Genomic DNA, 25,497 nt, shown 5'->3' with positions numbered 1-25,497 from the left:
CCGACAGCTCCAGCGCGATGCTTTGCGGCGACAGGCGGCGCACGCCGCGCAGATGGGCGAACAGCGGCTGCGCGCGCAGCCGCGCCACGCTGGCGGCGATGTCGTCCTGACGCAGCTCGCGGCCATCATGCCAGCGCACGCGTGGCCGCAGATGGAAATGCCACTCTAGATCAGAATAGGGTTCCCAGTGGTGAGCCAAGTCACCCTCTATTTCCCCTTTTTCCTCATTCAGCCGGGTCAGGCCGTTGAAGATCTGGCTGACCAGATGGCGTTCGGAACGCCTGAGCGGCGTGCCGGGATGCAGCTTGGGCATCGGCCGGTAGTAGGGCACGCCCAGCACCTGGCGGTCTTCGCTCCAGCGCCGTCCCAACCGCGACAGCAGCAATGGCGCCAGCTGCTGCGGATCGTCACCGAGCAGGGAGACGGCCTGCTCCACCTTGCCTTGTTCCAGCAACTGTGAGGCTTGCTGTCGCTGCAGTTGGCCGATATCGCGCAAAAAGCGCAGCTCCGAGCGCTGGCCGCGTCCCGAGCGGGCGTTCCACTCCAGCCAGCCCAGCGCCTGCATCTGCGCCAGCAGGCTGCGCATGTGGCGGCGGGTGCAGCACAGCAGGTCGGCCAGCTGCTGCAGCGACACGGCGCAGGCTTGACCTTCCAGGCCGCGGTGCAGCCGGCTGTATTGTTGCAACAGACGGTTATGGCTCATAAAGAGGAAATTTGTAGTAAAAAGTCAGCAATTTTTTGTTCACGTTATTGGCGTGACAATACGGTCTCCCACGCAAGGAGTCCAGCATGAAAACCGAACCGATGTCAGATTTCTTTCCGCAATATCTGAGCCGGCAGCGCCGCTTGTTCGGCATCGATCCCTCTGAGGCCATGGCGCAATTGAGCGAGGTGATGCAGTGGCAGGAGGTGGCGGGAAAAAAAGCGGCCGGGGATGAGGCCCGGCCGGCAAGTGAGGAACTGGAGAGGAAACATGCCGGCCCGCTGTCTAGCGGGCCGGGTAAGGCTTACTGCAAGTAAGGCAGATACGGCGCTTCGTCGCGGATGGCGTAGGTTTTGCCGTTCAGTCCCACCGTATAGTGGCTGGGGCCGGAAATCGGCAGGTAGTACACCACGTCCAGCGTCACGCTCTGTCCCGGCGCCAGGTTCTGCCAAGTGGGCAGTTTCACCGATACGCGGTTGAAATCGCCCTTCAGGCCGCCGATATTGCTGCCGCTATGACCGACGTTGATCACCTTGAGGCCGAAACCGGATTGATCGGCGATATTGGCCGGCGCCGAGGTCGGCACGTCGAACTGGAACTCGGTGCCGCCTGGCAGGGTGGTTTGCGAACGATTGACGATGGTGAGCTTGGGGTTGATCGGATAGTTGTTGTCGCCCAGCGCGAAGTTGCCCAGGCTGAAGCCGACATCAATGGCCGCGGTCGGAGCGGGAGCGGCGTCCGCGCGCTTCGCGTTCACCTTGGCCGGCTGGCTGAAGGTGTTGTACAGCAGGTTGGTCAGCGTATTGCCGATGTAGTACTCGCCCTGGCCGTTGTTGCGCTGCGCGTTCCAGTCGTAGTCGCCGGCCAGCTCCCAGAACATCACGCCGCCGATATTGTTGGCGTCGATCCAGGCGGCCTTCTGCGCGATGGACTGCTCATCTTCGGTGGACAGGAACACGTTCTTGCTGGCATTCCACAGCCACGGCGCGGCCAGGGTGGCGTTGTAATTGCGCTGGTAAGTGCCGATGAGCTGGTTGATCGGCTGGGTGACGTCGATGCCGTAGGACGCGAGGTAGCTGCCGGCGATGCCTTTTTCCAGGTTCTTGGCGTGCCACATCGGGTTGGAGCCGCCCGGGATCTCCTTGCCCTTGTCGTCCAGGTCGTGCCAGATATTGTCTATGCCGACTGCGCCATCGCCGCATTCGGTGAGGCCGGTCGGGCAGTTGCTGCCCACCGCGCTGCCCCACAAGCCGTTGCTGCCGCCGGTCACGTTTTTCCAGCCGCGGGTGTAGTAGGGCACGCCCATATTGACGCGAGAGGCCGGCAGGCCGCCGCGGTAGTAGTGGTAGGCCCAGTCTGTGTTGAGATAGCCGATATTGCCGTACTGCGCGGTGCCGTAGACGTTCCAGAACGTCAGTTCGGCATCCTTGCCGTCGTCGTACAGCGCGGCGTTGGGGCCGACGAAGCGATTCCACGAGCCGTGCAGGTCATACGACATCACGTTGACGAAGTCCAGGTACTTCAGGCCCTGGAAGGTTTCCATGCCGCGCAGCAGGTAGCCGGAGGCCGGCACCGCGGCGGTGATCTGGTAGTAGTGGCCGTCCTGGGCGGCGGCGCGGTCCAGCCGGTCGCGCAGCGTCTGCAGCAGCGCCACGTAGCCCTTGGTCAAGGCGCCGAGGCGGGCGTTGGAGAAGCTCCAGTCCAGCGGATTGCCGGCGTTGCTCATCGAGGTCGGATATTCGAAGTCGATGTCCACGCCGTCAAAGCCGTATTTGCGCAGGAAGGCGACGGCGGAATCGGCAAAAGCATTGATGCCGCCTTGGTTGACGCTGCCGTCGGCGTTGACCGTCATGCTGTAGAAGCCGCCGCTGGCCACGCGCTTGCCGCTGGCGTCGAAGTAGCCGCCGGTTTCCGCCCAGCCGCCCACCGAGATCAGCGTTTTCACGCCCGGGAATTTGCGCTTGTACTGGGTCAGCAGGTTGAAGTGGCCCTTATACGGCAGGCTGGCGTCCATCTCGGCGCCGGCCACGCCCGGCCAGGTCATGTCGGTGGCTGGGTTGCCCGGCGCGCCGTCGTTGACCGACAGCTGGTTGTTGCCGTCCACATGGGCGAAGGCGTAGTTGATGTGGGTGAGCTTGCCCCAGGGGATGTTGTTGACCAGATAGGCCGGGCTGCCGTCCTTGCCGGTGCGCCAGCTGGTGAAGTAGCCGATGATGCGGCGGCGGCTGCCGTTGGCCAGCTGTTCCGCGCCGCCCTGCTTGTAGGCCGCGCAATAGGGCACGTCCACGCTGGCGGTCTGCGCCAGCGCTTCGGGCCGGCACAGCGCGTTGCCGGTGGGGGCGGGCACTTGCACCAGCGGCGGGTCGGGCGGCGGATTGGGATTGCCGCCGCCGCACTGTCCGATCAGCAACCACGGGCTGGCGTCGCCGCCCGCCGGGGTATTGCCCTGAGTCCACCATTTGGCTTGCCAGGTTTGGTTCTGGTAGCTGACGCGCTGCCCGCCGTTGTAAACCGTTGCGGCGTTCCAGGCGGGATCGGTACAGCTGTTGTCAGCGGTTTTCACTGATCCGGTTGCTTGTGCCTGCGGCCAGGGCGCGCCGCCGCTCAGCGCGGCATGTCCGGCCAGTAGCGCGGCGCCACCGACGGCGCCGACGGCCAGACTGCTTTTTACCAGCATTAGGGTTTTGCTCACTCTATTCTCCTTTGTCTAAGACGGCGCCAAACCGGATGTTCTAATTTGTATTTAAGTGGTATTAACAAATGGACTCTAGCCGGTCTAAATCGAGAATGCCCCTGTACTTTTTAACAGTCTGGCCTGGCATGGGGAATGGGCTGGCAACCGTTGCGTCGCAGCATGGGCGCTCGGGTATGGAATGTAGATCTATCAAGCAGTTTGGATGGTTTGGACGACTTTGTTCGAGGCGGCAGACGATAGATCAGGGGCGCGGCAAGACAGGGCGATGTGTGAGGCGGCAAGCATGGAAGTCTGCTTGGGGACTAGTGATGCTTATATCCACATTAATACCAGTTGCGCCGCAGGCCAAACGGCGAAGAGCATGCGAGCCAAGGCGCGCCGACGCAAGCAGTCGTACGGCAGGCAGACGCAGCGCAGGGGCAGGGGAGTGAGCGGTATTGAAGGGCGCCGGTGTCGGCGCCCTTGCCGGGTAGGTTCAGCGCGCTGGTTTGATCGGGTGTTTAGGCGTCGGTAGCAGGCCCTGGCTCAGCAAGTGCCAGCCCAGCCACAGCAAAACCAGGATGCCGATCAGCGCCGCCGCGCCGACCAGGAGCCGCAGCGCAGGGCTGAGGCGATTTTTGGCGCTGAAGTCCTCCGCGTCGGCGTTTTCCGCAGCGATGGTTTCCGACGCCGCCAGCGCGGCGATGTCCAACTGGGCGGATTGAGCTTCCGCCGGCGGCGGAGTTGGCTCGATGGCGGCATGGGACACCGGCTCCAAACAGGCTTCAGCGGCTGGAACGGCGGCGGCTTGTGGCTGAATGTTCGCCTCTCCCAGCAGCGCCAGCCGGCGGGTCAGCGGTTCAAACGGCCGCCATGGCGGCATGGGTGGCAGCTTGGGGCGTTGCTCGCGGATGATGCGGCTTTCCAGCAGCACGAACACCGCGCCCAGCAACGGCACCACCAACTGCAGCGCCGGCGCCTGCGTGGCGACCCAGTCTCCCCACAGCGCATCGCTTACCGCCAAGCTGCCGGCCAGCCAGCCCAGCACCGCCGCGCCGGCGGGGATCAGCAGCGGGTAGTCGTCCATCAGCCGCGCCAGCAACAGGCTGCCGTACATCAGCAGGGGCACGCTGAGCATCAGGCCGAATAGCAGAAACCACACGCTGCCCTGCGCGGCGGCGGCCAGCGCCACCACATTGTCCAGGCTCAGCGCCAGATCGGCGCCGACCACCAGCATCACCGCATTCCACAATTGCTGGCTGTGCCCGGCCTGTTCCGCTAGTTGCGATCCATCGTCGCCGTCGGTTTCGCCCAGCAGCAGCTGCATGGCGATGACCAGCAGGATGACGGCGCCGATCAGCTTCAGCATCGGAACCATCAGCAGCACGCCGGTCAGCGCGGCCAAGACAAGCCGCAGCGCGATGGCGAAGCCGGTGCCCCACATGACGGCTCGGCGGCGCAGCGCCGGCGGCAGCGAGCGGCAGGCCAGCGCGATCACCAGCGCGTTGTCGCCGCTGAGAATCAGGTCGAGGAAGGACACCTGAAAGGTCAGGCCAAAGGCATGGGCGAGGCTGTCGGGTTCCATTTTTATCCTTTAGCCCAGGCTGCCGACGATGCCGGCGTACAGGCTGAAGCCGGCCACCAGCAGCAAGAGCGGCGCCAGCGCCAGCCGGTAGCGCCGGCTCAGCTGCAGCGCCGGCGGCAGCTCGCGGCAGGCCAGCCAGTACAGGCCTGCCAGCATGATCGGCAACAGCAGCGCGTTGGCCACCGAGGTGGCGATGGACAGCTTGACCAGATTCACGCCGGACGACACCAGCGCGCCGGTGACGATCAGCATGGCGGCGAAACTGCCGTAGAACCAAGGCGCCTCCAGCGGGTGCTTTTCCAGCGATTCGCGTTTGCCAGCCAGCTCACCCAGCGTCCAGGCGCTGGTGAGGCAAACCACGATGGTGGCGACCAGCGCGCCGCCGGACAGGGCCAGCGCGAACAGCAATTTGCCGCCGGTGGGGCCGAGCAGGCGGGTGAAGCCGCCGGCGATCTGCGGGATGGTGTCCAGGGTTTCGCCGCCGGCGCCGTTGCCGAAGGCCACCGCGGCGGCGATCAGTATGCCGGCGGTGATGACCTGGCACAGAATGGCGCCGAGCAGCGTATCCAGCCGCGCCGGTTTCAGGTCATCCAGCGTCAGGCCTTTGTCCAGCATGGCCGACTGTTGGTAGCACAGCGTCCACGGCATGATGCAGGTGCCGATATTGGCGGCGGCGAGCAGCAGGTAGTCATGGTTGGCCAGCGGCAGCTGGCTGAGCTGCGCCAGCATTTGTCCTGGCGCGGGGTGGGCCAGCCACGCTTCGGCCAGGAAGGCCAGCTCGAACACGCCCAGGCCGATGGCGATGCGCTCCACCGAGCGGTAGCTGCCGGTGCACACCATGATGAAAATCAGCGCGCACAATAGCCCTATGCTGTGCCAGACCGGGATGCCGAAGATCTGGGCTATGCCGGCCAGGCCGCTCAGTTGGGTAGCCAGCGCCCCCAGGCAACTGGTCAGCAGCAGGGCTGCGGAAATCCGTTCGGCGCGGCGTCCCCAGCGCCGGCGCACCAGTTCGCCATAGCTCTTGCCGGTGCCCAGCGCCAACCGTATCGTCAGCTCCTGCGCCATGTACAGCACGGGGATCAGCAGCAGGAGCAGCGGCAGCATGCGGTAGCCCCAGTGCGCGCCGCTCTGCGCGGCGGCGATCACGCTGCCGGTTTCGGTGTCGGCCAGCATCACCACCAGGCCGGGGCCGACGGCCGCCAGCAGGTGGCGCAAGCGGCGTAGTGTGCTGGGTGGCAGCGCCATGCTGGCTTCGCTCATGGTTTGGCGCCCACGGGGCCGTTTTTCAGGTCATGCAGCAGCGCCGAATCCGGCGACAGCACCAGCACCGGCGCGGAGTCCGCCAGCGACTGGCGATAGGTCTGCAGCGAGCGGTAGAACTTGTAGAACTTGGGATCGCGGCTGAAGGCCTGGGCCAGGATGCGGCCGGCCTCGGCGTCGGCCTCGCCGTGGGTGATGGCGCTTAGGCGCTGCGCCTCGGACAGGATCACGGTGCGGTCGCGGTCGGCCTTGGCCTGGATTTGCTGCGCCCATTCCGCGCCCTGGGCGCGCAATTCCTTCGCCTCCTGTTGGCGGGCGGATTTCATGCGGTCGTAGATGGCCTGGCTGGTTTCCAGGGGCAGGTCGGCGCGGTGCAGTTGCACTTCCGTCACTTCCAGGCCCATCGGCCGGGCGCGTTCCACCACTTCCTGCTGGATGCGTTCGACAATGCTGCGGCGGCGCGGCGACAGCAGGTCGGTCAGCGGCGCCTTGCCCAGCTCGCGCCGCAGCGAGGTGCTGACCAGTTGCGTCAGCTGCGCGCGCGCCTGCTCCTCGGTTCGCAACGCCTGATAGAAGCGCAGGGTATCGGCGATGCGATAGCGGGTATAGGTTTCCACTTCCAGCCGCTTCTCGTCGCCCAGAATGATCTGCTCCGGCGGCGGCGCCAGTATTTGCAGGCGGGTATCGTAATACTGCACGCTATCAATCAGCGGCAGCTTGAATTTCAGCCCCGGCTCGCCGTCCACGTTGACCGGCGCGCCCAACCGCACTACTAGCGCCTTCTGCCCCTCGTTCAACGTGTATTGCGCCGACAAGGCCAGCCATACGGCGGCGATGCCCGCCACCCAGCCTATCCCGCGCCATTGCTTGTCCATCAGCGGTTCTCCTTGCCGGCCTTGGCTTTGTCCTGCAGCTGCAATAGCGGCAGCACGCCGGCGCCGTTCTTGCCGGTGCCGTCTATCACCACCTTGCTGGCCTTTTTCAGCATCTCGTCCATGCTTTCCAGATACAGGCGCCAGGCGGTCACATCCTTGGCTTGGGCGTAGGTCTGGTACACCGAATCAAAACGTTTGGCCTCGCCCTGCGCCAGATTGACCACCTGGCTGCGATAGGCCTCGGCCTCCTGGCGGATGCGTTCCGCCTCGCCGCGCGCCTTGGGCAGGATGTCGTTGCTGTAGGCCTGGGCCTCGTTGCGGGCGCGCTCCTGGTCGGCGCGGGCGCGCTGCACATCGTTGAAGGCGTCGATCACCGCCGCCGGCGGGTCCACCCGCTGCAGCTGCACCTGGGTGATCAGGATGCCGGCTTGCTGGGCATCCAGCCTTTGCTGGATCAGGCCGCGGGTCTCCTCGGCCACCTGTTGGCGGCGGTTCGACATCGCCGCCTGGATGGGGGTGTGCGAGAGCACCTCGCGCAAGGCGCCTTCGGCGGTGATGCGCAGCGCCTCTTCCGGCTTGTTGGTGCGGAACAGGAACTGGCCGGCGTCCTTGATGCGCCAGAATACCGCGCAATCGGCCTCGACGATGTTTTCATCGCCGGTCAGCATCTGTTTCTCGCGCGGGTCGGCCGCGTCCGGCGGCGAGCCTTCGTACAAATTGGCCAGCTTCAGTTGCTTGATCTGGGTGGCCTTGGGCAACTGCACGGTTTCGATCGGCCAGGGCAGGTGGTAGTGCAGGCCGGCCGAGGTGGTGTCGGTCCAGTGGCCGAAGCGCTGCACCACGCCTTGCTCGTCGGGCTGCACGCGATAGATGCCCGAAGCCAGCCAGACGATGGCGGCCATCCCGGATAACAGCGCCAGCCCCTTGCCGCGCATGCCTAGCAACGCCAGCGTGTAGTCCAGGCGCTGGCGAATGGCGCCGAATGTCGAATCCGCGGCGTGGGTTTCTCTGGGAGGGGACTGGCTGGGCATGGAGGGGCATCCTGGTGTTTTGACCTTCTTGTTAAGCGGGTTAACGCAGTCGATGCCGCTTGGATGACATCTGTTGCCAATTTAGCCCATTGCAGATGCGTTCGGGCGGCAACCATCGCAAACCTAGCTTATCCATATTGCATTGAATTGTTTGCAAGACATATGCTGTGGTGGGCAGATGGCTGGCGGATGGCGCCGGCGGCACCGTTGCCCATTTATCGGGATGATGGCATGCAAGCGTTGAAGGGATGGATGTGGAAACTTGGCGTGGCCGCACTGGGCTTGATCGTATTGTTCAATATATTGGACAAGACCATATTGAGCTGGACCGTGATCAATCCCGGCTATACCGGCATCAAGATCAACCGTTTGGTAGACCGCGGCATCAGCAAGGAAAACGTGGTCACCGGCTTTGTGTTTTACAACCCCATCCAGAGCGTGGTGGTGGTGTACCCCACCTTCGTGCAGCGCGAGGTATGGACCCGGTCGGCTACCGAGGGCAGTCCGGCTAACGAGGAGTTGAGTTTCAATACCAAGGACTCGGTGCCGGTGGCGATAGACGTGGCGGTGTCCTACCTGCTGCGCGCCGACAAGGTGCCGGAGTTCTATACCCGTTTCCGCGCCGACGACATCTCCAACTGGACGCATGGCTATCTGCGAGACACCGCCCGCAATATCGTGGTGGCCATCGGTTCCGAATACAGTTTTGACGATATCAACGGCGTCAAGAAGGAAGAGTTTCTGAACCGCGTGGCGGCGGAGTTGAACCGGCGCACGCAGCCGATAGGCGTGACCATCCAGCAATTCGGCCTGGTGGGGGCGCTCCGGCCGCCGCCGGAACTGGCCAACGCGGTCAATGCCAAGACCAAGGCGATCCAGGACTCCATCCGCACCGAAAACGAAGTGCGCGCGGCCCAGGCCGAGGCAAGGAAAAAGGTGGCGATTGCCGAGGGCGAGGCAGCGGCCAACCGCGCGCTGGCCTCGTCGCTGGACGACAGGCTGCTGGCCTGGGAGAGGCTGAAGCTGCAGCGCGCCTACATCGATAAATGGAATGGCCAGATGCCTGGCGTGGTCAGCGGGGAGGGCGGCGGCATGCTGCTGAATATTCCGGCGCCCGCCGTGCAGAAATGAGGCGCTTTAGCTGAGGCAGGTCAAGCGGCCAGCAAGGATTTGCCTTTAGCATGGGGTCATGAGCCGGCGCGGCCAGCGCCGACACCCCACCCAGGAGGCTGCTGATGTTTCCCGAATACCGCGATCTGATTTCTCGCCTGAAGACAGAAGATGCCCGTTTCGCCAAGCTGTTCGACCTGCACAACCAGCTGGACCAGCAGATCAAGAACATGGAAGAACGGATTGTTTCCGCTACTCAGCAGGAAATTGAAGTGCTGAAGAAAGAAAAGCTGAAGCTGAAGGACGAGTTGTACGTCTTGTTGAAGTCGCATACGTCCTGATTGCCTCATCGCTTGTCCGCGTCGTATAGGCCGAAACCATTGGTTTCGGCTTTTTTGCTGCACATGAGAACAGTTAGAACTAAAACTATAAAACGATCATGCAGCGACGGGGACGCAACCATGCACTTCGACGAAGTCCACAGCAAACATTTTGTCACCCTCAGCAGGACGCCGCAGCCGCATGTCCTGATGGAGCAGGCCCTGGTGGCCATGGGAGGCGGCGGCAACGACGGCATGAATTTCCGCAAGCAAGCGCTGGCGGCGGCGGGATGGAGCTATGACGGCCTGGTGCCGTTCGCCAAGCATCCCGATCATGCCGCCCAGGCCTTTAACAAGCTGCGCCAGGCTTTCGCCAAGGCAGACACGCCGGAGCAGCTGTTGGAGGCTTTGGGAATCAATGAGGGCCTGATCTGATCCTTGCCAGGCCGGATCGGCCTGGTAGACAATCCCAACTTTCGCGGCAAACCCGCCCTGTGTTGCGGCACGGTGCCCGTTTGCCGCGTTTTCACGATCCATGTCAACAGCCCTTATGCGAGCGCTTGTTCTGCTTGCCGCGATTCGCCTTGTCTCCGGCTGTTTTAATAGTCGCTCTTATTCCTTGGTTTGCTTGAACTCTATGACAACAGATCTGGCGGCGCTTGCTGCATTGAAATGCCAAAAGAAAAAATCGTCATCTAAGTTGATGCTTATTGCTTGTTTGCTGGTGTTCGTTACTCAGATGGCCACAACCGTTTACTTGCCATCGCTTCCGAAAGTGATGAGTGAATTGTCGTTAAGTCGCCCCTTGGCTGAGGCGACAGTCGCCGTGTTCGTGATGGGAGCGGCGCTGGCCGTGCCATTATGGGGGGATATCGCGCAGAGGCGCGGACGGCGGGTGGCGCTGAACGGCTCGCTGGCGCTGTTCGTGCTATGCGACTTGCTGCTGGCTCTGACAAACTCCGGGGCGATCATGCTGGTTCTGCGCGCGGCGCAGGGCATTGCCGCTGGTGGTTGCGCCATCGTAGGCCGCATTGTGGTGCGTGATGCCTGGAGCGGCGATGAACTGGTGAAGCGGTTGTCGTTATTGTCGGTGGCGTTCATCACCGCCATGGGGGGCGGTCAGTTCATCGGCGGGCTGATCGGCCAGTATGGCCATTGGCGCTATGGTTTCCTTTTATTGGCGACGATCGGCCTCGCCATTGCTTGGCTGGGGCGCAACCTGCCGTTGCAAGCAGGTGGAGTCGGCCAGAGCGGCATCTTGTCCAGTTACCGTGAACTGTTGGCGCGACCACGCTTTTTGTATGCGTCCTGCGCCGGCGGAGCGGGCTTCGCCGCCATCGTTGTATTGCAGCAGGCCAGTCCATTTTTGTTTCAGCAGCACTATGGCTTGTCTGTGGCCGCATATGGCGCGGTCGGCCTGTTGCTGGGCGCGGCTTATTTTGCTGGGGCGTTATTGGTCAATCGCAGCGTGCTGCGGCTGGGTGCGGCCCGCTTGCTCAAGGGCGGCAGCGTGAGTCTTGCCTTGATCGCCTTGATGTTGGCCGGATGCTGGCTGAGTGGCGGCTTGGACGGGGCGAGCGGCATGGTTGGATTCTTGTTGCTGTATGGTCTGCTGACCTTCTGCCAGGCGGTACTGTTTCCCAACAGCATGGCGCTGGCGGTGTCGGAAGGGCCGGATCATGGCGCGCATGCGATGGCGTTGTGCGGTTTCCTGCTGCAAACCTTGGCCGGGCTGGCGGCGATAGGCGCGGTGTTGCTGCGAGCCGGCTCTGCCTGGGCTTGGGCCATGGCGGCGCTGGGTCTGCTCTGCGCCTTGTTGGCCATGGCTTGGGCTGTGGCTCCCCGGCGTGGCGCTTGAGAAACTGGCTTACTGCTGCGGCTCCAGCAATTGGTGGCCGTAGGAGTTGTCTATGGTGCAGCGCCAGGCGCCGTCAGTGTCCTGAGCGAAGACATAGGTGGCGTCGCGAGTGATTTCGTCCAGCTCATCCGCCTTCAACCGGGTTTTGGCCAAGGCCAGCGCGCTGGCGCAGCTGTGCAGAATATGCACGGCATCCTGGCTGACTTGCAGGCTGTGGTTGAAATGGGCGGCGATGGCGATAAAGGCTTGCCGGATCTGCTCTTTGCCGCAGGCGTTGAGTCCAGGGCGGATCACCAGAACGGCGTCGTCGGCGTAGAAATCCATGAGCCGGTCAAAGTCTTGCGCGTTGATCGCCACATCGGCGGCGGCGATCAGCTGGGCGACGGGATGATCTTGCATGGCGGCCCCCTCATGCGGACGATATCGCCACTTTACGCCGGTTTGCGCGGTCTGGATATCCGGCGCGCAGGGCAGCGTCAGCGCCGCCTAAAACTCAGCAACAGCACATCGCGGATGCCATCGCGGGAGGGGTCCAGTTGCGCGACCGGCGTCACCCCGTGCAGCACCCGTTCGTCGTTGATGAGAACCAGGTCCAGCGGGTCGGTCAGCGTGAACTCGGCCAGCGGCTCATGTTCCAAGTTGTACAGTTCGGTGGCGCCGTTCACCAGATTGTGCCGGCCCACCATCATGATCAACAGAAACTGCATGCCGTCGCGATGTATGCCTTCCGGGGTGGGTTTGCCCGACAGGCGGTTGCGCGCCTCGATCCGGTACTGGTGCGCCTCGATGTGCCACGGCGTGTATGGCGAGAGCTTGCCGAACACGCTGCAAGCGAGCTTTAGCACGGATTGCATGGTGTGGCCGAGCAGGATCTCGTTGCGTATCGGCTCGTAGTGGCGCGGCACGCCGCCGTTCAGCGGATTGTAGAAGCGGCTCTGGTAATGCGGCTGATGCGGCTCGGCGCGGGCGTGGCGCGCGCCAGGCTGGGCGCTGAGCGTGGCATGCAGCCGTTTGCGGTAGCGGCCGCCATCCGCCATGAATTTGTCCAACTGCAAGTGGTTCCAGCTATCATGGAACGCTTCCCAGTCATCCAGCGCCGACGCATTGCCCTGTAATAGCAGCTGACGCGTCCTATCCGCGGGAAGCAGGCAGAAATCTTGGCATGCCAGCCTTTGGCAAACCGGCTCGAGTAAGGCGTCATCATTCAGCATCGCAGGCTGCTGGGGCGAGTAAGATGCCGAGCTCATGCTGTTGTCCTGTTTTGTCGATTTGCGGATTGTGCCCGGTTTTTTGGAAAAACAAAAATAAATATTTGTTATAAATTGCACATGTCAATTGGGATTTTTGAGTCCATCGCTGGCGCTTCCATCCACCTCAATCAAGGAGCAAGAGTAGCCCATGACCCTGTTCGCCATCGCCCGTCGTTCCCTATTTGTCCGCCTCGTGCTGGCTCGGCCCCGCTTGAGCTGGTCGGCGTTGTTCGGCATGTTGGTCATCCTGATCCTGCCTTATGTCGTCGAGATGCACGATGTCACTCGCTACATCGTCGGCTGGAACGCCGGCGCCTGGCTGTATCTGGCCTTGGCCGGCGGCATGATGTTCGGGCCGCGCCGCCAGTCGGTGAGGCATTGGGCCAGATTGGAGGATGAAGGACAGTGGCTGGTGCTGTTGCTGGTGTGCCTGGCGGCGGCGGCCAGCCTGAGCGCTATCGTGATGGAGTTGGCGGTGGTGAAGGACATGCACGGCTGGCAGCGCGCAACCCATATCGGTTTGGCGGTGCTGACGCTGTTGTCGTCCTGGGCGTTTACCCATGTGATGTTCGCCTTGCACTATGCGCGGGCCTTTTATGCCGAGGAGGCGCGCGGCGGGTCCGGCGGCTTGGAGTTTCCGGGCACGGATCAGCCGGACTACAGCGATTTTCTGTATTTTGCCTTCATCATCGGCACCTCGGGCCAGACCGCGGACGTCAGCTTCACCAGTTCTTGCCAGCGCCGCACCGGGACCGTGCATTGCGTGCTGGCTTTCTTCTTCAATGCCACCGTGCTGGCGTTGATGATCAATATCGCCGCCGGCTTGATCTGAATACGGCAAATGAAAACGCCACCGGTTCTTACCGGTGGCGCTTTGCCGGAAGCCGTTAAAAATCAGGCTGCGGGCGGCTCAGTGTCGATGAAGGACTGGCGTTGGTTCAAACGCTGCAGCAGCCCGTCCAGGTTCGGATACGCGGCGCGCCATTGGATTTCCGGCGCGCGGAAGTCCAGATAAGCCAGGCAGCAGCCAACGGCGATATCGGCCAGGCTGTAGCCGTGGCTGGTGCACCATGGCTTCTCGCCCAAGTCTTCCGACAGCGCGGCCAGGCCGCGCAGAATCTTGCCGCGCTGGCGCTCCACCACTTCCTCCATCTGCTTTTCAGGCGGGCGGCGATGTTCCAGCACGATGGTCACCATGGCGTCGATGATGCCGTCCGCCAGCGCCTCCCAGCGCCGGGTGTTGATGATCTGACGGTTGTCCTGCGGCAGCAGGCGCGACACGGGCGAGCTGTTTTCCAGATATTCGACTATCACTCGCGAGTCATACAGCGTGGAGCCGTCGTCCAGTTCCAGCACGGGCACCTTGCCCAGCGGGTTGTACTCCGGCACGCGGGTGTTGTCGCTCCAGGGCACATCTTCCTCGAGCGGGCAGTCGATTTTCTTTTCAGCCAGCACGATGCGCACCTTGCGGGCATAGGGGCTGGTCAAAGAGGCGATCAGTTTCATTTTCGGCGATGGAGAGATGACGGGGAGGTTGCCGGCCCCCGGGGCGGCCAGCACCTAACTTTAGCGCAAGCCGGCCGGGGCTGAAAGCCTTACTTGAGTTCGACCTTGCCGCTGACTTGCAGTTGCAGCTGGCTTTGGCCCGGTTGCAGGTCTGGCTGGGCGACATTGGCTTCGGCGCCGGCCATCGCCGCCTTCATCATCATGACCGGGGGCCTGAAGCCGTGGTTTTGCTGGCCGATGTCCAGCTGCTGAATGTTGACCACGCTCTTGCCCAGGGCCTTGGCGGCGATCTCGGCCTGGCTCTTCAGGCTGGCGATGGCCTCCGGAATCATGCCTTGCTCGGCCTCGCGCCGCGCCAGATCGGATACGCCGAATTGCACGCCCTGCAACAGCATGGTTTGCTGCAGCTTGGCGATCAGTTCTGCCGCCTGGCTGAAGTTGCGGCTCTTCAGCTGGATTTCCGAACGGCCTTGCCAGCCGTTGATCTTGCCGTTCTTGTCGTAGCTGGGCCAGGTGTTGTAGCTGCCGCTGGAAAGCTGGACTTCCTTGTATGTTTTGCCCTGTGCCAGGCCGCTGGCGGTGATCTTGTTCAACCTGTCCGCCAGGACTGCCGCTTGACTGTTGCTTTGTTGCACATACAGCGTGGCGGAGATCTCGTCGTTAGGGACTTCGCGCTGCGCATTGGCGGATAGATTGAGCTGAATGCCGTCAGCGACGGCGAACGGCGCCGCGCCAGCCAATAGGCAGCACATCAGCATGGGTTTGATGCGGGATTTTTTCATTTCGGCTCCTGAGCGGATGGATGGCGGAAAGTAGACTCCGCTTCGATTCACTTGGCAAGCGCCGGTTCCATGCTGTGTGGCATTTTCATTGTCGATGAAAAATGCCAAACGGCCGCATTTGGGCCGTTTGGCAAGCCATGGCTGGCGGTCAGGCGATGTATTCGTAGCCCGGCAGCGTCAGGAATTCGACGAAGTCGTCCGAGGTGGTCAGCAGGTCGAACATCTTGGCCGCGTCGTCATACTGTTGCGTCCAGCGGCTGCCGTATTCGGCTTTCAGCTTGGCCACTTCCTGGGCCTGCAGCGCGCGGAACAGCTCGACTGTGACCTTGCGGCCGTCGTCCAGCACGCCCTTGGGCGAGCGTATCCATTGCCAGATCTGCGAGCGGGAGATTTCGGCGGTGGCGGCGTCTTCCATCAGGTTGTGGATGGGCACGCAGCCGTTGCCGGAGATCCAGGCACCCAGATACTGAATGCCGACGTTGATGTTCATGGCCAGGCCCGCCTCGGTGATCGGCGCTTCCGGCTGGAAGTTCAAGAGATCGGCGGCGCTCACCTGTACGTCCGGGCGCTGCTTGGCGATCTGGTTGGGCGCGTCGCCCAGCACGGCGCTGAAAGCGGCGTCGGCAATCGGCACCAGGCCCGGGTGGGCCACCCAGCCGCCGTCGTAGCCGTCGGTGGCGTCGCGGTCCTTGTCCGCCTTGACGCCGGCCAGCGCCTTTTCATTGGCCGCTGCGTCGTTCTTGATCGGAATCAGCGCCGCCATGCCGCCTATGGCCGGGGCCTGGCGGTGGTGGCAGGTCTTCAGCAGCAACAGGGCGTAGGCGCGCATGAAGGGCACGGTCATGGTGATCTGGGCGCGGTTGGCCAGGCAGAAGTCGCGGTTCTGCTTGAACTTCTTGATGCAGCTGAAGATGTAGTCCCAGCGGCCGGCATTCAGGCCGGCGGAGTGCTCGCGCAGTTCGTACAGGATTTCATCCATCTCGAAGGCGGCGAGGATGGTCTCGATCAGCACCGTGGCCTTGATCGTGCCTTGCGGGACGTTCAGCTCGTTCTGGGCGAACACGAACACATCGTTCCACAGCCGCGCTTCCAGATGGCTTTCCATCTTGGGCAGATAGTAATAGGTGGCGCTGCCGTGTTCGCGCAGGTAATGGATGTTGTGGAAGAAGGACAGGCCAAAGTCGAACAGGCTACCGGACACGCTCTCGCCGTCCACCTTGACGTGCTTTTCCATCAAATGCCAGCCGCGCGGACGCAGCAGCAGGGTGGCGATGCTGTCGTTGAGCTGATACTGCTTGCCTTCCGGGCTGGTGTAGGAAATGGTCTTGCGGTAGGCGTCGCGGACATTGATCTGGCCGCTGATCTGGTTGTCCCAGCTCGGACAGTTGGAGTCCTCGAAGTCCGCCATGAAGCTCTTGGCGCCGGAATTCAGCGCGTTGATCATCATCTTGCGCTCCACCGGGCCGGTGATTTCCACGCGGCGGTCCAACAGGTCCGCCGGCAGCGGGGCGATCTTCCAGTCGCCGGCGCGCACGGCGGCGGTTTGGGGCAGGAAGTCCGGCAGCTTGCCGGAGTCCAGCTCCGCCTGGCGCGCCACGCGGGCTGCCATGCGCTCGCGGCGCGTGGCCTCGAAGCGGCGATGCAGCTTGGCGACGAAAGCCAAAGCCTCGGGGGTGAGGATTTCGGCGTAAGCCGGGGTGACATCGGCGAGGATTTCCACGCCCTGCGGAAGATTGGCTGCCATGCGCGCGCTCCTTGGATAGCGGTAAGGGAAAAAGAATTGCTGCAATGCAATGATTGACAGTCTATTCGGCGCGCGAGTAAAAGGAAATGGCATGATTTGCATAACATTTTTTACTTTTAGGTAGCTAATGAGCGAGCTGAAGCAGCTGGAAACCTTTGTTGCCGTGGTGGGCCTGGGCAGCCAGTCGGCGGCGGCGCGGCAGCTGGGCGTGGTGCCCGCCATGGTGGGACGGCGGCTGGACGCGCTGGAGGAGCGGCTGGGCGTGCGCCTCTTGGTGCGGACCACCCGCAGCGTGGCGCCGACGCAGGAGGGCGAGGCTTTCTATGAAGATTGCCAGCGCATCCTGGCCGATCTGACAGAGGCCGAGGCGGCGGTGGCGTCCGGTAGCGGCAAGGCGCGCGGCCATCTGCGCTTGTCCGCCCCGGCCGGTTTCGGCCGCCGCCACGTAGCGCCGCACGTCGCGGCGTTTCAGCGCCTGCATCCGGAAGTGAAGGTCACTTTGGACCTGTCCGATAGATTGGTGGACTTGCAGCGCGATCGCATCGACTGCGCCATCCGCATCTCCGACCTGGCCGATTCCAGCCTGGTGGCCATCCGCCTGGCGGAGAACCGCCGCGTGGTGGTGGCCGCGCCGGCGTATCTGGCCGCTCACGGCACGCCGCGCGCGCTGGAGGATTTGCAGCATCATCAATGTTTGTCGTTGGGCGAAAGCCAGAGCCGAGGCTGGAGCTTTGTGCGTGATGGCAAACCGGTGAATCTGAAAGTCAGCGGCGCGCTGGAGTGCAATGACGGCGCGGTATTGCATGATTGGGCCTTGCATGGTCTGGGCCTGGCCTGGCGGTCTCTGTGGGAGGTCAAGGATGACTTGTCCAAGGGGCGGCTGGTGACGGTGCTGGATGATTACGCCTCGCCGGATTACCCGGTCTACGCCGTGCTGCCGCAGAGGCGCTTTTTGCCGGCGCGCGTGCGCCATTTCATCGATCATCTGCGGGCGGCTTATGCGGCGCCCGGCTATTGGGACTAAGAGCCGCTCACAAAACCTCGTTAGAGAACCTGAGCCAAGGCGCGCCGACGCAGACAGTACTTGAGTACGGCAAGGAGGCGCAACGCAGGATCAGGGGTTTTGTTAGCAGGTCTAAGGCGGTTTGCCGCGGCGCGGCCATCTTGCTAAGGTGGGCGCTTGGCGCGAGGGGCCGCGCGATTCAAAGACAAGAACGTGAACAAATATCACCAGATTTATGCCGATATCGCCGCCGATATCGATAACCAGCGATACGCCCAGGGCGACAAGATCCCATCCGAATCCGAACTGATGCACCACTACGAGGCCAGCCGCGGCACCGTGCGCAAGGCGGTGGACATGCTGCAGGAGCGCGGCTATGTGCAGAAAATCCACGGCAAGGGCATGTTCGTGCTCAAGCCGGGCAATATCGAATTCCACCTCAGCGGCATCGTCAGCTTTCAGGAAATGAATGAGCGCATGGGCCGCCAGGTGGCCTCGCGCGTGGCGGAACTGGCGCGCGCGCCGGTGGACGCAGTGCTGGCCCAGGCCACCGGCTTGCCGCAAGGCGAGGAGATGGTCAGGATCAAGCGGGTGCGCAATATCGACGGCGAAAACGTGATCCTGGACGTGAATCACTTCGTCGCCGAGCTGATCCCCGGCCTGACCGAAGACATCGCCGCCGGCTCCATCTACCGCTACATCGAGCAGGAGCTGGGGCTGACCATCAGCTATGCCCAGCGCATCATCGAGGCCCAGCCTTGCAGCGACGACGACCGCCGCTACCTGGACCTGAACGGCATGGACCATGTGATCGTGGTCAAAAACCTGACCCACCTCTACGACGGACGGCTGTTCGAATACACCGAGTCGCGGCATCGTCTGGACAAGTTTTATTTTACGGATATCGCGCGGCGCTAGCGTTTTCCCTCAGGACGAGGGGGAGCTGAGTTTATGTAAGTGGACTTTGGGCAGGGATAGGGCGTCATCAGCCGCAAATAGACGGCGTTGGCAAGCGTGGCGGTGCCGGTGTGGTTGCCGAATGCGGGGTCGATGAAAGCGTCCATGCCCCGAATTGTCGGGGCATGGATGTGGACATTAGATGAGAAGACCTTCAGTAGGAAATTACCCCTCGCCCTTCGTAATTGCCTTTGGAAGGAGCTCGATTACAGATTTGACACTGCTTGGAGAATCGCTCGTCCCAGTTTTAGTATACCCAGTCTCCTGAGCAGTGAAGATGCATTGTGCTGCATGAGTCAGTACGATATCTTTGTTGTCTGGATTGACTGCCCCGTCGGCAAGTGCCTTGAAAGTCTTTAAGGCATTCTCTCTGTGGCGATTCACAATTTCATTGTGGCGATGAGCTTGATAGTTCCGGACGCATACTCCAAGCAAGAATACAAGAACGCCAAATAGCATTAACTTACCCACGACCAATTGTGCTGCTTGATATGTTGACTTCGGTTCAAGAGCAGGTGTGAATGCCGCCACTAACGTCAGGGTTGCAAAAACACCAACTGCCACAGATGCCTTTGTTACATAACCACGCCAAATCTTGGATTCATCATTGTGTAGTTTTGCCTCTTCTTTAAAGTAAACTGCCTGTTGGGAAACACCATGCTCGGCTGCTACTTTGCGTACCTCGTTTAGTATTCCTTGTGCATCCTCTTTCGACTTTTCTAGCTCTTTTGTTGCCCCGGCTGCATTGTCTTTTATGGTCTGAATAACTCCTCTGGCCTCTGATTCCAAGAGCTGAACATCAGTTGCCTTACTTACTCCGTAAGCAATGAATTGCCAAAGCTGAGAGAATGTATTGGAGTATGCGGACTGCAGTCCGGAAATTATATTATCTCTCTGAGGGGCTATATTTGTCCCCGCTAAACTGAATTCTAATATTTGCTCAAATCTATTATAGTCAGCGTTTGCGGTTGTTAGTATTCTATTAAGAAGATCGTCAGGCAAGTCTTCAAGGCATGACCTTGTTAGTCTTTTGTAAACCGAAATTAACTTTGTTGCAGGTTCGACAGCGGCTTCAAAATTCATGCTTCCGAGATCAGATTTTCGTATCAGAGTCTTAACATCAAACTTCTGCATCCGCTCAACAGATTCTATTGTCTTGCCCAATGTTTCGCTCATCACAGTTCCAAGTTGTTACAGGTGCATGCCATCGTACTTTCAAACTGGCTGCTCTGTCATTCTCCCTGAGTACCCTGGATGCCTGTGATGCACCAAGATCTTCCCGCTGGCCACCACATCTTCTGTCGCCACCACCACGTACCACGTATCCCGGATGCTGTCATGATGGTGCAGCCCGGCGGAACTCCCGGCCTCGCCGGGATTCCGCCCTACGGGAGGCGGTTCTGTAGCGTGGATGCCCCGCAGGGGCGATCCACCGTTGATGGCAAAATGGATGAATGAGACAGACAGGCCCGGCGCAGACCGATCTGCCCGGGCCTTTGTTTTGCCTTTGTTGCGTAATGGCGGCATCCCGTTTGATATTCCGCAAACTCGTACAGACGAGTGTTGACCAACTTGTATGTACGAGTTAACGTGCATCCAGTTGTTATGAGGACAATCAACACCATAGGGCGGATTTGCGGCATCGTTGCCGGGTGCGCGTCCGCCGTAGCAACCAGGGACAGGGAGGGATGATGAGTCACAACTATCAAGCGATTGCCGCGCAGATACTGAAAAACATCGGCGGCGCGGCCAATATCCGGCAGGCCGCGCACTGCCTTACCCGGCTGCGCATTTCATTGCGCGACGACACGCTGGTGCAGGGGGAGGCGTTGCGCCAGGTGGATCTGGTCAAAGGGCACTTCAGCAATGCCGGGGTGTTCCAGATTGTGATCGGCTCCGGCGATGTGGATCGCGTCTATGCGGAGCTGGTGAAGCAGGGCGGCGTGGCGCGCGCCACCATCGCCGACGTCAAGGCCAGCGGCGACGCCAAGCAGAACCGGCTGCAGCAGCTGGTCAAGGTGTTCTCGGATGTGTTCATGCCGATATTGCCCGCCATCGTCATTGCCGGCCTGCTGATGGGCGCCAATAACCTGCTGGGCGCCAAGGGCATGTTCATCGAGGGCAAGAGCCTGCTCGATGCCTACCCTGGGCTGGATGGCTTGTGGGGGTTGATCAATATGATGGCCAACACCTCTTTTGTCTTCCTGCCGGCGCTGGTGGGCTGGTCGGCGGCCAAGCGCTTTGGCGGCAGCGAGATCCTCGGCATCGTGCTCGGACTCTTGCTGGTGCACCCGGATCTGCTCAATGCCTGGAATTACGGCAAGGCGGCGGCGGGGCTGGACGGCGCGGCGGTGCCGTATTTTGACCTGTTTGGCCTGCGCATCGAGAAAGTGGGCTATCAGGGCCAGATTCTGCCCATCCTGGCGGCGACGTGGGTGATGTGCCGCGTCGAGCTGTGGCTGCGGCCTAGGGTGCCCAACGCCATCCAGCTCTTGGCGGTGCCCATCGTCACCATCGTGGTCAGCGGCTTTCTGGCGCTGGCGGTGATCGGTCCCTTGGCGCGTCACCTCGGCATCGCCGTGACCGATGGCTTGGTCTACGTGTTCAACCTGGCGCCGTGGCTGGGCGCGGCATTGTTCGGCGCGCTGTACGCGCCGCTGGTGCTGACCGGCATGCACCACATGTTCATCGCGGTGGATCTGCAGCTGATTTCCAGCCAGGGCGGCACCTTCATCTGGCCGATGATCGCGCTGTCCAATATCGCCCAGGGCAGCGCCGCGCTGGCCATGTTCTGGCTGGCCAGGAGCGCCAACGACAAGAACATGGCGTCCACCTCGGCGATATCGGCCTTCTTCGGCATCACGGAGCCGGCGATGTTCGGCGTCAATCTGCGCTACAAGCTGCCGTTCTACGCGGCGCTGGCCGGCTCCGCCTGCGCGGCGGTGCTGATCAGCCTGGGCCATGTCAAGGCGTCGGCCATCGGCGTAGGCGGCTTGCCGGCCTTCATTTCCATCATTCCGCAGCACATCCCGCTGTTCCTGGCCGGCACGTTGGTGGCTTTGATTGTGCCGTTTGGCGTGACCTGGCTGCTGGCGCGGCGCCAGCGCGCTGTAGGCATGGCGCAGGAGGCCGCGCAAAATGGCTAAGGACATGAAGCGGGCGGTGGTTTACCAGATCTACCCCAAGAGTTTTTGCAGCCACCGCAACCAGGCCACGGGCGATCTTCTGGGCGTGGTGGACCGGCTGGACTACCTGGCCTGGCTGGGCGTCGATTATGTATGGCTGACGCCGTTTTACCGCTCGCCGCAAAACGACAACGGCTACGATGTCAGCGACTACTACAGCATCGACCCGGCCTACGGCAGCATGGAAGACTTCGAGCTGCTGCTGGCCGAGGCCAAGCGCCGCGGCATAGGCGTGATGCTGGACATCGTGGTCAACCACACCTCCACTGAACATGCCTGGTTCCAAGAGGCGCTGAAGGGCAGGGACAATCCCTACCGCGACTTCTACATCTGGCGCGACGCGCCGAACAACTGGCAGTCCAAGTTTGGCGGCAGCGCCTGGGAGAAAGACCCCGCCAGCGGCCAGTACTACCTGCATTTGTTCGACAAGACCCAGGCCGATCTGAACTGGGACAACCCGGCCGTGCGGCAGGCGGTGTTCGAGATGATGCGCTTCTGGCGCGACAAGGGCGTGGCTGGATTCCGCCTGGACGTGATCAACCTGATCTCCAAGGACCCGGCCTTTTCCGAGGACGACAGCGACGGCCGCCATTTCTACACCGACGGCCCGCGCGTGCATGAATACCTGCAACAGATGCACCGCGAGGTGTTTGCCGGGCATGACTTGCTAACGGTGGGCGAGATGTCGTCCACTTCGCTGGAGCACTGCATCGCCTACAGCCGGCCGGAGCGGGGCGAGCTGAGCATGACTTTCAACTTCCACCATTTGAAAGTCGATTATCCGGATGGGCAAAAATGGCGGCCGGGCCAGGTGGACTTCATCGCGCTCAAGCGCATCCTGTCCGCCTGGCAAACCGGCATGCACGCCGGCGGCGGCTGGAACGCGCTGTTCTGGTGCAACCATGACCAGCCGCGCGCCTTATCGCGCTTTGGCGACGATAGTCGCTATCGGACCGAGTCCGCCAAGATGCTGGCCACCGCGCTGCATGGCCTGCAGGGCACGCCCTATATCTATCAGGGCGAGGAGATCGGCATGGCGGACCCCGGATTTGCCGATATCGGCCAGCTGCGCGACGTGGAAAGCCTCAACGCCTATCGACAGCTGCTGGAAGAGGATTTTAGCGATGGCGAGGCGATGGCGGTGATACGCCAGCGCTCGCGCGACAACGCCCGCACGCCTATGCAATGGGACGACGGCCCGCACGCCGGCTTCAGCGCGGCCGAACCCTGGATAGCGGTGGCGCCGGATGCCGGCAGCGTCAACGTCGCCACCGCCATCGGGGACCCCAACTCCGCCGTGCATCACTACCGCCGGCTGATCCAGCTGCGCAAACAGTATCGCGTGTTCGCCGAGGGCGATTACCGCTGCCTGACGCCGGATCATCCCTCCCTGTGGGTTTACACCCGCCATTGCGCTGACGAAATGCTGCTGGTGATCAGCCACTTCGGCGCCGACAACATCCATTACCTGCCGCCGCAGGGTGCGGTGCCGGAGGGATGGACGCTGCAGCTCTTGCTGTCCAACTATCCGCCGCAGGCCGCCGGCCAGCTCAGGCCCTGGCATTCGCTGCTGTACCGCGCGACGCCGCCGGCTTCCCCGTAACGCTTTCCTAAAGCCTTGCCCCGCCATGCCAGCCATCAGGCCGGCAGGGCGGCGCTTTGCCCGCGCCCGCGGGCTTTCATCCACACAAGGAGACGATAATGAGGACGAAAACGATCAATTGGCTATGGATCTTGCTGCCGCTGGCCTGGCATATCCAGGCGCGGGCTGACGACGCGCCGGCGCCGCAGATCAGCGCCGAGCAACTGAGCGGCGCGGTGAAGAAGGCGCTGGACGATATGGGTTTCCAGTTTGACGGTTATCTGCGCAGCGGCTTCTACGGCAGCGCCGGCGACAATCGGCCCAAGGGCCAATACCAGCTGGGCGGCGACTTGCAGCATTACCGCCTGGGCAACGAGGGCGACACCTATATCGAGTTCGGCGTCGGCAAGAAATGGACGCTGGGCAACGGCGTGAGCTGGGGCGCCTACGTGATGCCCACCATCTACAACGGCAAGACCAGCGCGTCCCAGGTCTACGGCTACATCAGCGGGCTGGAATTCGCGCCCAACCTGACCTTGTGGGCCGGCCAGCGTTACCACCGCATCCAGGACATCCATATTTTGGACAACTGGCTGATGCAGGACGGGGACAATTACGGCGCCGGCGTGGATGGCATCGCCGTGGGCAAGGCCAGGCTCAACCTGTCCGTTTCCTCGTCCGGCAGCTACGCCAATGACAACGCCTCGCTCAACAATGCGCGCCGCGCCAACTTCCAACTGACCGGCATAGCAACCAATCCTGGCGGCAAACTGACGCTGACCGGCGCGGCGATAGGCGGCGATTTCGCCATCGGCAAGCCCGGCGCGGCGCTGGGGCTGTTGCACAATCAGAAGGATTTCCTGGCTGCAGGCCTCAATAACTCGCTGTTCCTGCAAACCTCAACCGGCCATGCCTCGCTGTCTGGCCAGTTCTACAACCTGGACAATAATGGCGCGGCCCAGGCCGGCGCGCGGCAGAACCGCATCGCCGATGTGCTGGACTGGCAGCGCGGGCGCTTCGGCGGCCAGGCGGTGCTGGGCTGGCAGACGGTGGCGCCGGACAATGCCGCCAAATACCGCGACGCCACGCTGGGCGGGCGCTTGTCCTACGGCGTGGCGGCCAACGTCAAGCTGCTGACCGAGATCGGCCTGACCAGCCGCGACACGGACAATCAGCCGCTGCAGCGGCTGAACAAGGCGACGCTGGCGGTGGCTTTTTCGCCGAATACCGACTTCTGGACCCGTCCCGAGCTGCGGGTGTACGCCAGCCATTTCACCTGGAACGACGCGGCGGCGCAGGCCAATCTGAGCGGCTTTGCCGTGGGCGGCCGCACCCACGCTACGACGCTGGGCGTGCAGATCGAAGCCTGGTGGTGAGCTTGTCGGCATCCTGAGGTTTTTGCAGTGCCGCGGCGAAAGTTGCGGCACTTTGCGTTTTTGCGGCAGTCTGAAGCCGATAGGGTTTCGTGTTGGGAGAGGGTATGAGGTGGCTTCTGCTTGGCGGCATGCTTGCCGCGTGTCTATGGACGGGCTTGGCCTCGGCTGATGGTGTGGCCGCGCCCGCGCCAGCGCCGGCTGCGGCCAATGGCGTCCGTTTGGAGTGCCTGCCGTCCGGCGACGCGGTGGGCGGTTGGCGCGATTGGGTGGCGACCCGCTTGGCCTTGCGCGGACTGGAAGAGAGCCCGCGCGGCGCGTGGCGGCTCTGTTTCACCGAAAGCCAGGAGCAGCAATGGGTGACGCAGCCTACGGACTGGCGCTACGACGGCTATTGGCGCGATCCGCCTTATCGCCTGGAAACCTGGCCGGTGCTGAACCTGGCGGTGCGTTCGGAGGACGGCGCCGTGGTGTGGAGCGGGCGCGAACGCTTGGGAAGCGGAGACAGTTCGCGCGAGCGGCTGGAGGCGGCGGCGCGCCGTCTGCTGGACCGGATGTCGCTTCCTGAGTAATAAAAGTTTAATGAATGCTGAATGGCTGGTTTCTGGCCATTGCTGTTTTCCCGTATTGTGGCGATAGGCCCCTGCTGTAGTATCGAAACCCTTCGTTGACATGGCCTGCGCATAGACAGGCCAG

24 protein-coding genes are annotated in these 25,497 nt (G+C 62.3%); 12 read left to right on the top strand and 12 right to left on the bottom strand.

The genetic code is table 11. The features are described 5' to 3' along the window. A partial coding sequence (locus tag C2134_RS06685; RefSeq protein WP_199179888.1) for an SgrR family transcriptional regulator occupies positions 1-703 on the bottom strand: 703 nt, incomplete at its 3' end. An 86-nt stretch (positions 704-789) separates the two neighbouring features. Here C2134_RS06685 and C2134_RS06680 point away from each other — a divergent pair. Next, positions 790-1,020, top strand: coding sequence for a hypothetical protein (locus C2134_RS06680; RefSeq protein WP_103318602.1), 231 nt, complete (start codon positions 790-792; stop codon positions 1,018-1,020). Here C2134_RS06680 and C2134_RS06675 read toward each other — a convergent pair. The 5 genes from C2134_RS06675 to hflK form a co-directional block, all read right to left on the bottom strand. Next, positions 1,008-3,395, bottom strand: a complete 2,388-nt coding sequence (locus C2134_RS06675) for a chitinase C-terminal domain-containing protein (protein ID WP_103318600.1) — start codon at positions 3,393-3,395, stop codon at positions 1,008-1,010. The genes C2134_RS06680 and C2134_RS06675 overlap by 13 nt on opposite strands. 478 nt (positions 3,396-3,873) lie before the next feature. After that, positions 3,874-4,962 (bottom strand): TerC family protein, encoded by a 1,089-nt coding sequence (locus tag C2134_RS06670; protein WP_103318599.1) that lies wholly within the window; start codon positions 4,960-4,962, stop codon positions 3,874-3,876. Between the two features lie 9 nt (positions 4,963-4,971). After that, a complete protein-coding gene (locus C2134_RS06665) occupies positions 4,972-6,225 on the bottom strand; it encodes an NRAMP family divalent metal transporter (protein ID WP_103318597.1) in 1,254 nt (417 codons plus the stop codon). Beyond that, positions 6,222-7,100, bottom strand: coding sequence for a protease modulator HflC (gene hflC / locus C2134_RS06660; RefSeq protein WP_103318595.1), 879 nt, complete (start codon positions 7,098-7,100; stop codon positions 6,222-6,224). The genes C2134_RS06665 and hflC overlap by 4 nt, the downstream gene beginning before the upstream one ends. Next, positions 7,100-8,131, bottom strand: coding sequence for an FtsH protease activity modulator HflK (hflK, locus tag C2134_RS06655; protein WP_103318593.1), 1,032 nt, complete (start codon positions 8,129-8,131; stop codon positions 7,100-7,102). Before hflK ends, hflC begins: the two co-directional genes overlap by 1 nt. 231 nt (positions 8,132-8,362) lie before the next feature. On the opposite strand from hflK, the gene C2134_RS06650 reads away from it, so the two are divergent. From C2134_RS06650 to C2134_RS06635, 4 genes are all read left to right on the top strand, one after another. After that, a complete protein-coding gene (locus tag C2134_RS06650; protein ID WP_103318676.1) occupies positions 8,363-9,262 on the top strand; it encodes a prohibitin family protein in 900 nt (299 codons plus the stop codon). 104 nt (positions 9,263-9,366) lie between these two features. Continuing rightward, complete coding sequence (locus tag C2134_RS06645) at positions 9,367-9,582, top strand: HP1242/YdcH family protein (RefSeq protein ID WP_103318591.1); 216 nt, start codon at positions 9,367-9,369, stop codon at positions 9,580-9,582. A gap of 120 nt (positions 9,583-9,702) precedes the next feature. Further along, entirely contained in the window at positions 9,703-9,996 is a 294-nt protein-coding gene (locus C2134_RS06640) for a hypothetical protein (RefSeq protein WP_103318590.1), read from the top strand. A 202-nt stretch (positions 9,997-10,198) separates the two neighbouring features. Beyond that, complete coding sequence (locus C2134_RS06635) at positions 10,199-11,419, top strand: MFS transporter (RefSeq protein ID WP_199179887.1); 1,221 nt, start codon at positions 10,199-10,201, stop codon at positions 11,417-11,419. A 9-nt stretch (positions 11,420-11,428) separates the two neighbouring features. On the opposite strand, the gene C2134_RS06630 is transcribed toward C2134_RS06635, so the two are convergent. Both C2134_RS06630 and C2134_RS06625 read right to left on the bottom strand, forming a co-directional pair. After that, positions 11,429-11,818: a YybH family protein gene (locus C2134_RS06630; protein ID WP_103318586.1), complete on the bottom strand. Its 390-nt coding sequence runs from the start codon at positions 11,816-11,818 to the stop codon at positions 11,429-11,431. A gap of 77 nt (positions 11,819-11,895) precedes the next feature. After that, positions 11,896-12,666 (bottom strand): 2OG-Fe dioxygenase family protein, encoded by a 771-nt coding sequence (locus tag C2134_RS06625; RefSeq protein ID WP_199179886.1) that lies wholly within the window; start codon positions 12,664-12,666, stop codon positions 11,896-11,898. Positions 12,667-12,817: 151 nt separating this feature from the next. Between C2134_RS06625 and C2134_RS06620 the strand changes: the two genes are divergently transcribed. Then, positions 12,818-13,501 (top strand): DUF1345 domain-containing protein, encoded by a 684-nt coding sequence (locus tag C2134_RS06620; RefSeq protein WP_233164423.1) that lies wholly within the window; start codon positions 12,818-12,820, stop codon positions 13,499-13,501. 62 nt (positions 13,502-13,563) lie between these two features. Here C2134_RS06620 and C2134_RS06615 read toward each other — a convergent pair whose 3' ends face one another. The 3 genes from C2134_RS06615 to aceB form a co-directional block, all read right to left on the bottom strand. Continuing rightward, positions 13,564-14,175, bottom strand: a complete 612-nt coding sequence (locus C2134_RS06615) for a glutathione S-transferase (RefSeq protein ID WP_103318582.1) — start codon at positions 14,173-14,175, stop codon at positions 13,564-13,566. Between the two features lie 89 nt (positions 14,176-14,264). After that, the gene (locus C2134_RS06610) at positions 14,265-14,957 is read right to left on the bottom strand and encodes an SIMPL domain-containing protein (protein WP_103318580.1); all 693 of its coding nucleotides are present in this window, start codon (positions 14,955-14,957) and stop codon (positions 14,265-14,267) included. Positions 14,958-15,105: 148 nt separating this feature from the next. Further along, positions 15,106-16,701 carry a malate synthase A gene (gene aceB / locus C2134_RS06605; protein ID WP_103318578.1) on the bottom strand — a complete coding sequence of 532 codons (1,596 nt, stop codon included), beginning with the start codon at positions 16,699-16,701 and terminating at the stop codon, positions 15,106-15,108. Positions 16,702-16,828: 127 nt separating this feature from the next. Between aceB and C2134_RS06600 the strand changes: the two genes are divergently transcribed. Beyond that, on the top strand, positions 16,829-17,725 hold the full coding sequence (locus C2134_RS06600; protein WP_103318577.1) for a LysR family transcriptional regulator: 897 nt from the start codon (positions 16,829-16,831) through the stop codon (positions 17,723-17,725). Positions 17,726-17,917: 192 nt separating this feature from the next. Further along, positions 17,918-18,622: a trehalose operon repressor gene (gene treR / locus C2134_RS06595; RefSeq protein ID WP_103318575.1), complete on the top strand. Its 705-nt coding sequence runs from the start codon at positions 17,918-17,920 to the stop codon at positions 18,620-18,622. Positions 18,623-18,826: 204 nt separating this feature from the next. On the opposite strand, the gene C2134_RS21155 is transcribed toward treR, so the two are convergent. Beyond that, entirely contained in the window at positions 18,827-19,837 is a 1,011-nt protein-coding gene (locus C2134_RS21155; protein WP_146042104.1) for a DUF6161 domain-containing protein, read from the bottom strand. Positions 19,838-20,352: 515 nt separating this feature from the next. On the opposite strand from C2134_RS21155, the gene treP reads away from it, so the two are divergent. From treP to C2134_RS06570, 4 genes are all read left to right on the top strand, one after another. Beyond that, positions 20,353-21,807, top strand: coding sequence for a PTS system trehalose-specific EIIBC component (treP, locus tag C2134_RS06585; protein WP_103318673.1), 1,455 nt, complete (start codon positions 20,353-20,355; stop codon positions 21,805-21,807). After that, positions 21,800-23,449, top strand: a complete 1,650-nt coding sequence (gene treC / locus C2134_RS06580; protein WP_103318572.1) for an alpha,alpha-phosphotrehalase — start codon at positions 21,800-21,802, stop codon at positions 23,447-23,449. Before treP ends, treC begins: the two co-directional genes overlap by 8 nt. Before the next feature lie 98 nt (positions 23,450-23,547). Beyond that, a complete protein-coding gene (locus C2134_RS06575) occupies positions 23,548-24,804 on the top strand; it encodes a carbohydrate porin (protein ID WP_103318570.1) in 1,257 nt (418 codons plus the stop codon). A 104-nt stretch (positions 24,805-24,908) separates the two neighbouring features. Next, positions 24,909-25,373 carry a hypothetical protein gene (locus tag C2134_RS06570; RefSeq protein ID WP_146042103.1) on the top strand — a complete coding sequence of 155 codons (465 nt, stop codon included), beginning with the start codon at positions 24,909-24,911 and terminating at the stop codon, positions 25,371-25,373. The last annotated feature ends 124 nt before the right edge of the window (positions 25,374-25,497 follow it).

This window comes from Chromobacterium sinusclupearum, assembly GCF_002902845.1.
Classification (GTDB): Bacteria; Pseudomonadota; Gammaproteobacteria; order Burkholderiales; family Chromobacteriaceae; genus Chromobacterium; species Chromobacterium sinusclupearum.
This window is presented reverse-complemented; position numbering and strand designations above follow the sequence as displayed.

Excerpts from the sequence above, each read along its gene's own strand:
- C2134_RS06680 (WP_103318602.1), top strand. The coding sequence starts at position 790 with ATGAAAACCGAACCGATGTCAGATTTCTTTCCGCAATATCTGAGCCGG.
- C2134_RS06670 (WP_103318599.1), bottom strand. The coding sequence starts at position 4,962 with ATGGAACCCGACAGCCTCGCCCATGCCTTTGGCCTGACCTTTCAGGTG.
- C2134_RS06665 (WP_103318597.1), bottom strand. The coding sequence starts at position 6,225 with ATGAGCGAAGCCAGCATGGCGCTGCCACCCAGCACACTACGCCGCTTG.
- hflC (WP_103318595.1), bottom strand. The coding sequence starts at position 7,100 with ATGGACAAGCAATGGCGCGGGATAGGCTGGGTGGCGGGCATCGCCGCC.
- hflK (WP_103318593.1), bottom strand. The coding sequence starts at position 8,131 with ATGCCCAGCCAGTCCCCTCCCAGAGAAACCCACGCCGCGGATTCGACA.
- C2134_RS06650 (WP_103318676.1), top strand. The coding sequence starts at position 8,363 with ATGCAAGCGTTGAAGGGATGGATGTGGAAACTTGGCGTGGCCGCACTG.
- C2134_RS06645 (WP_103318591.1), top strand. The coding sequence starts at position 9,367 with ATGTTTCCCGAATACCGCGATCTGATTTCTCGCCTGAAGACAGAAGAT.
- C2134_RS06640 (WP_103318590.1), top strand. The coding sequence starts at position 9,703 with ATGCACTTCGACGAAGTCCACAGCAAACATTTTGTCACCCTCAGCAGG.
- C2134_RS06635 (WP_199179887.1), top strand. The coding sequence starts at position 10,199 with ATGACAACAGATCTGGCGGCGCTTGCTGCATTGAAATGCCAAAAGAAA.
- C2134_RS06630 (WP_103318586.1), bottom strand. The coding sequence starts at position 11,818 with ATGCAAGATCATCCCGTCGCCCAGCTGATCGCCGCCGCCGATGTGGCG.
- C2134_RS06625 (WP_199179886.1), bottom strand. The coding sequence starts at position 12,666 with ATGAGCTCGGCATCTTACTCGCCCCAGCAGCCTGCGATGCTGAATGAT.
- C2134_RS06620 (WP_233164423.1), top strand. The coding sequence starts at position 12,818 with ATGACCCTGTTCGCCATCGCCCGTCGTTCCCTATTTGTCCGCCTCGTG.
- C2134_RS06615 (WP_103318582.1), bottom strand. The coding sequence starts at position 14,175 with ATGAAACTGATCGCCTCTTTGACCAGCCCCTATGCCCGCAAGGTGCGC.
- C2134_RS06610 (WP_103318580.1), bottom strand. The coding sequence starts at position 14,957 with ATGAAAAAATCCCGCATCAAACCCATGCTGATGTGCTGCCTATTGGCT.
- aceB (WP_103318578.1), bottom strand. The coding sequence starts at position 16,701 with ATGGCAGCCAATCTTCCGCAGGGCGTGGAAATCCTCGCCGATGTCACC.
- C2134_RS06600 (WP_103318577.1), top strand. The coding sequence starts at position 16,829 with ATGAGCGAGCTGAAGCAGCTGGAAACCTTTGTTGCCGTGGTGGGCCTG.
- C2134_RS21155 (WP_146042104.1), bottom strand. The coding sequence starts at position 19,837 with ATGAGCGAAACATTGGGCAAGACAATAGAATCTGTTGAGCGGATGCAG.
- treP (WP_103318673.1), top strand. The coding sequence starts at position 20,353 with ATGAGTCACAACTATCAAGCGATTGCCGCGCAGATACTGAAAAACATC.
- treC (WP_103318572.1), top strand. The coding sequence starts at position 21,800 with ATGGCTAAGGACATGAAGCGGGCGGTGGTTTACCAGATCTACCCCAAG.
- C2134_RS06575 (WP_103318570.1), top strand. The coding sequence starts at position 23,548 with ATGAGGACGAAAACGATCAATTGGCTATGGATCTTGCTGCCGCTGGCC.
- C2134_RS06570 (WP_146042103.1), top strand. The coding sequence starts at position 24,909 with ATGAGGTGGCTTCTGCTTGGCGGCATGCTTGCCGCGTGTCTATGGACG.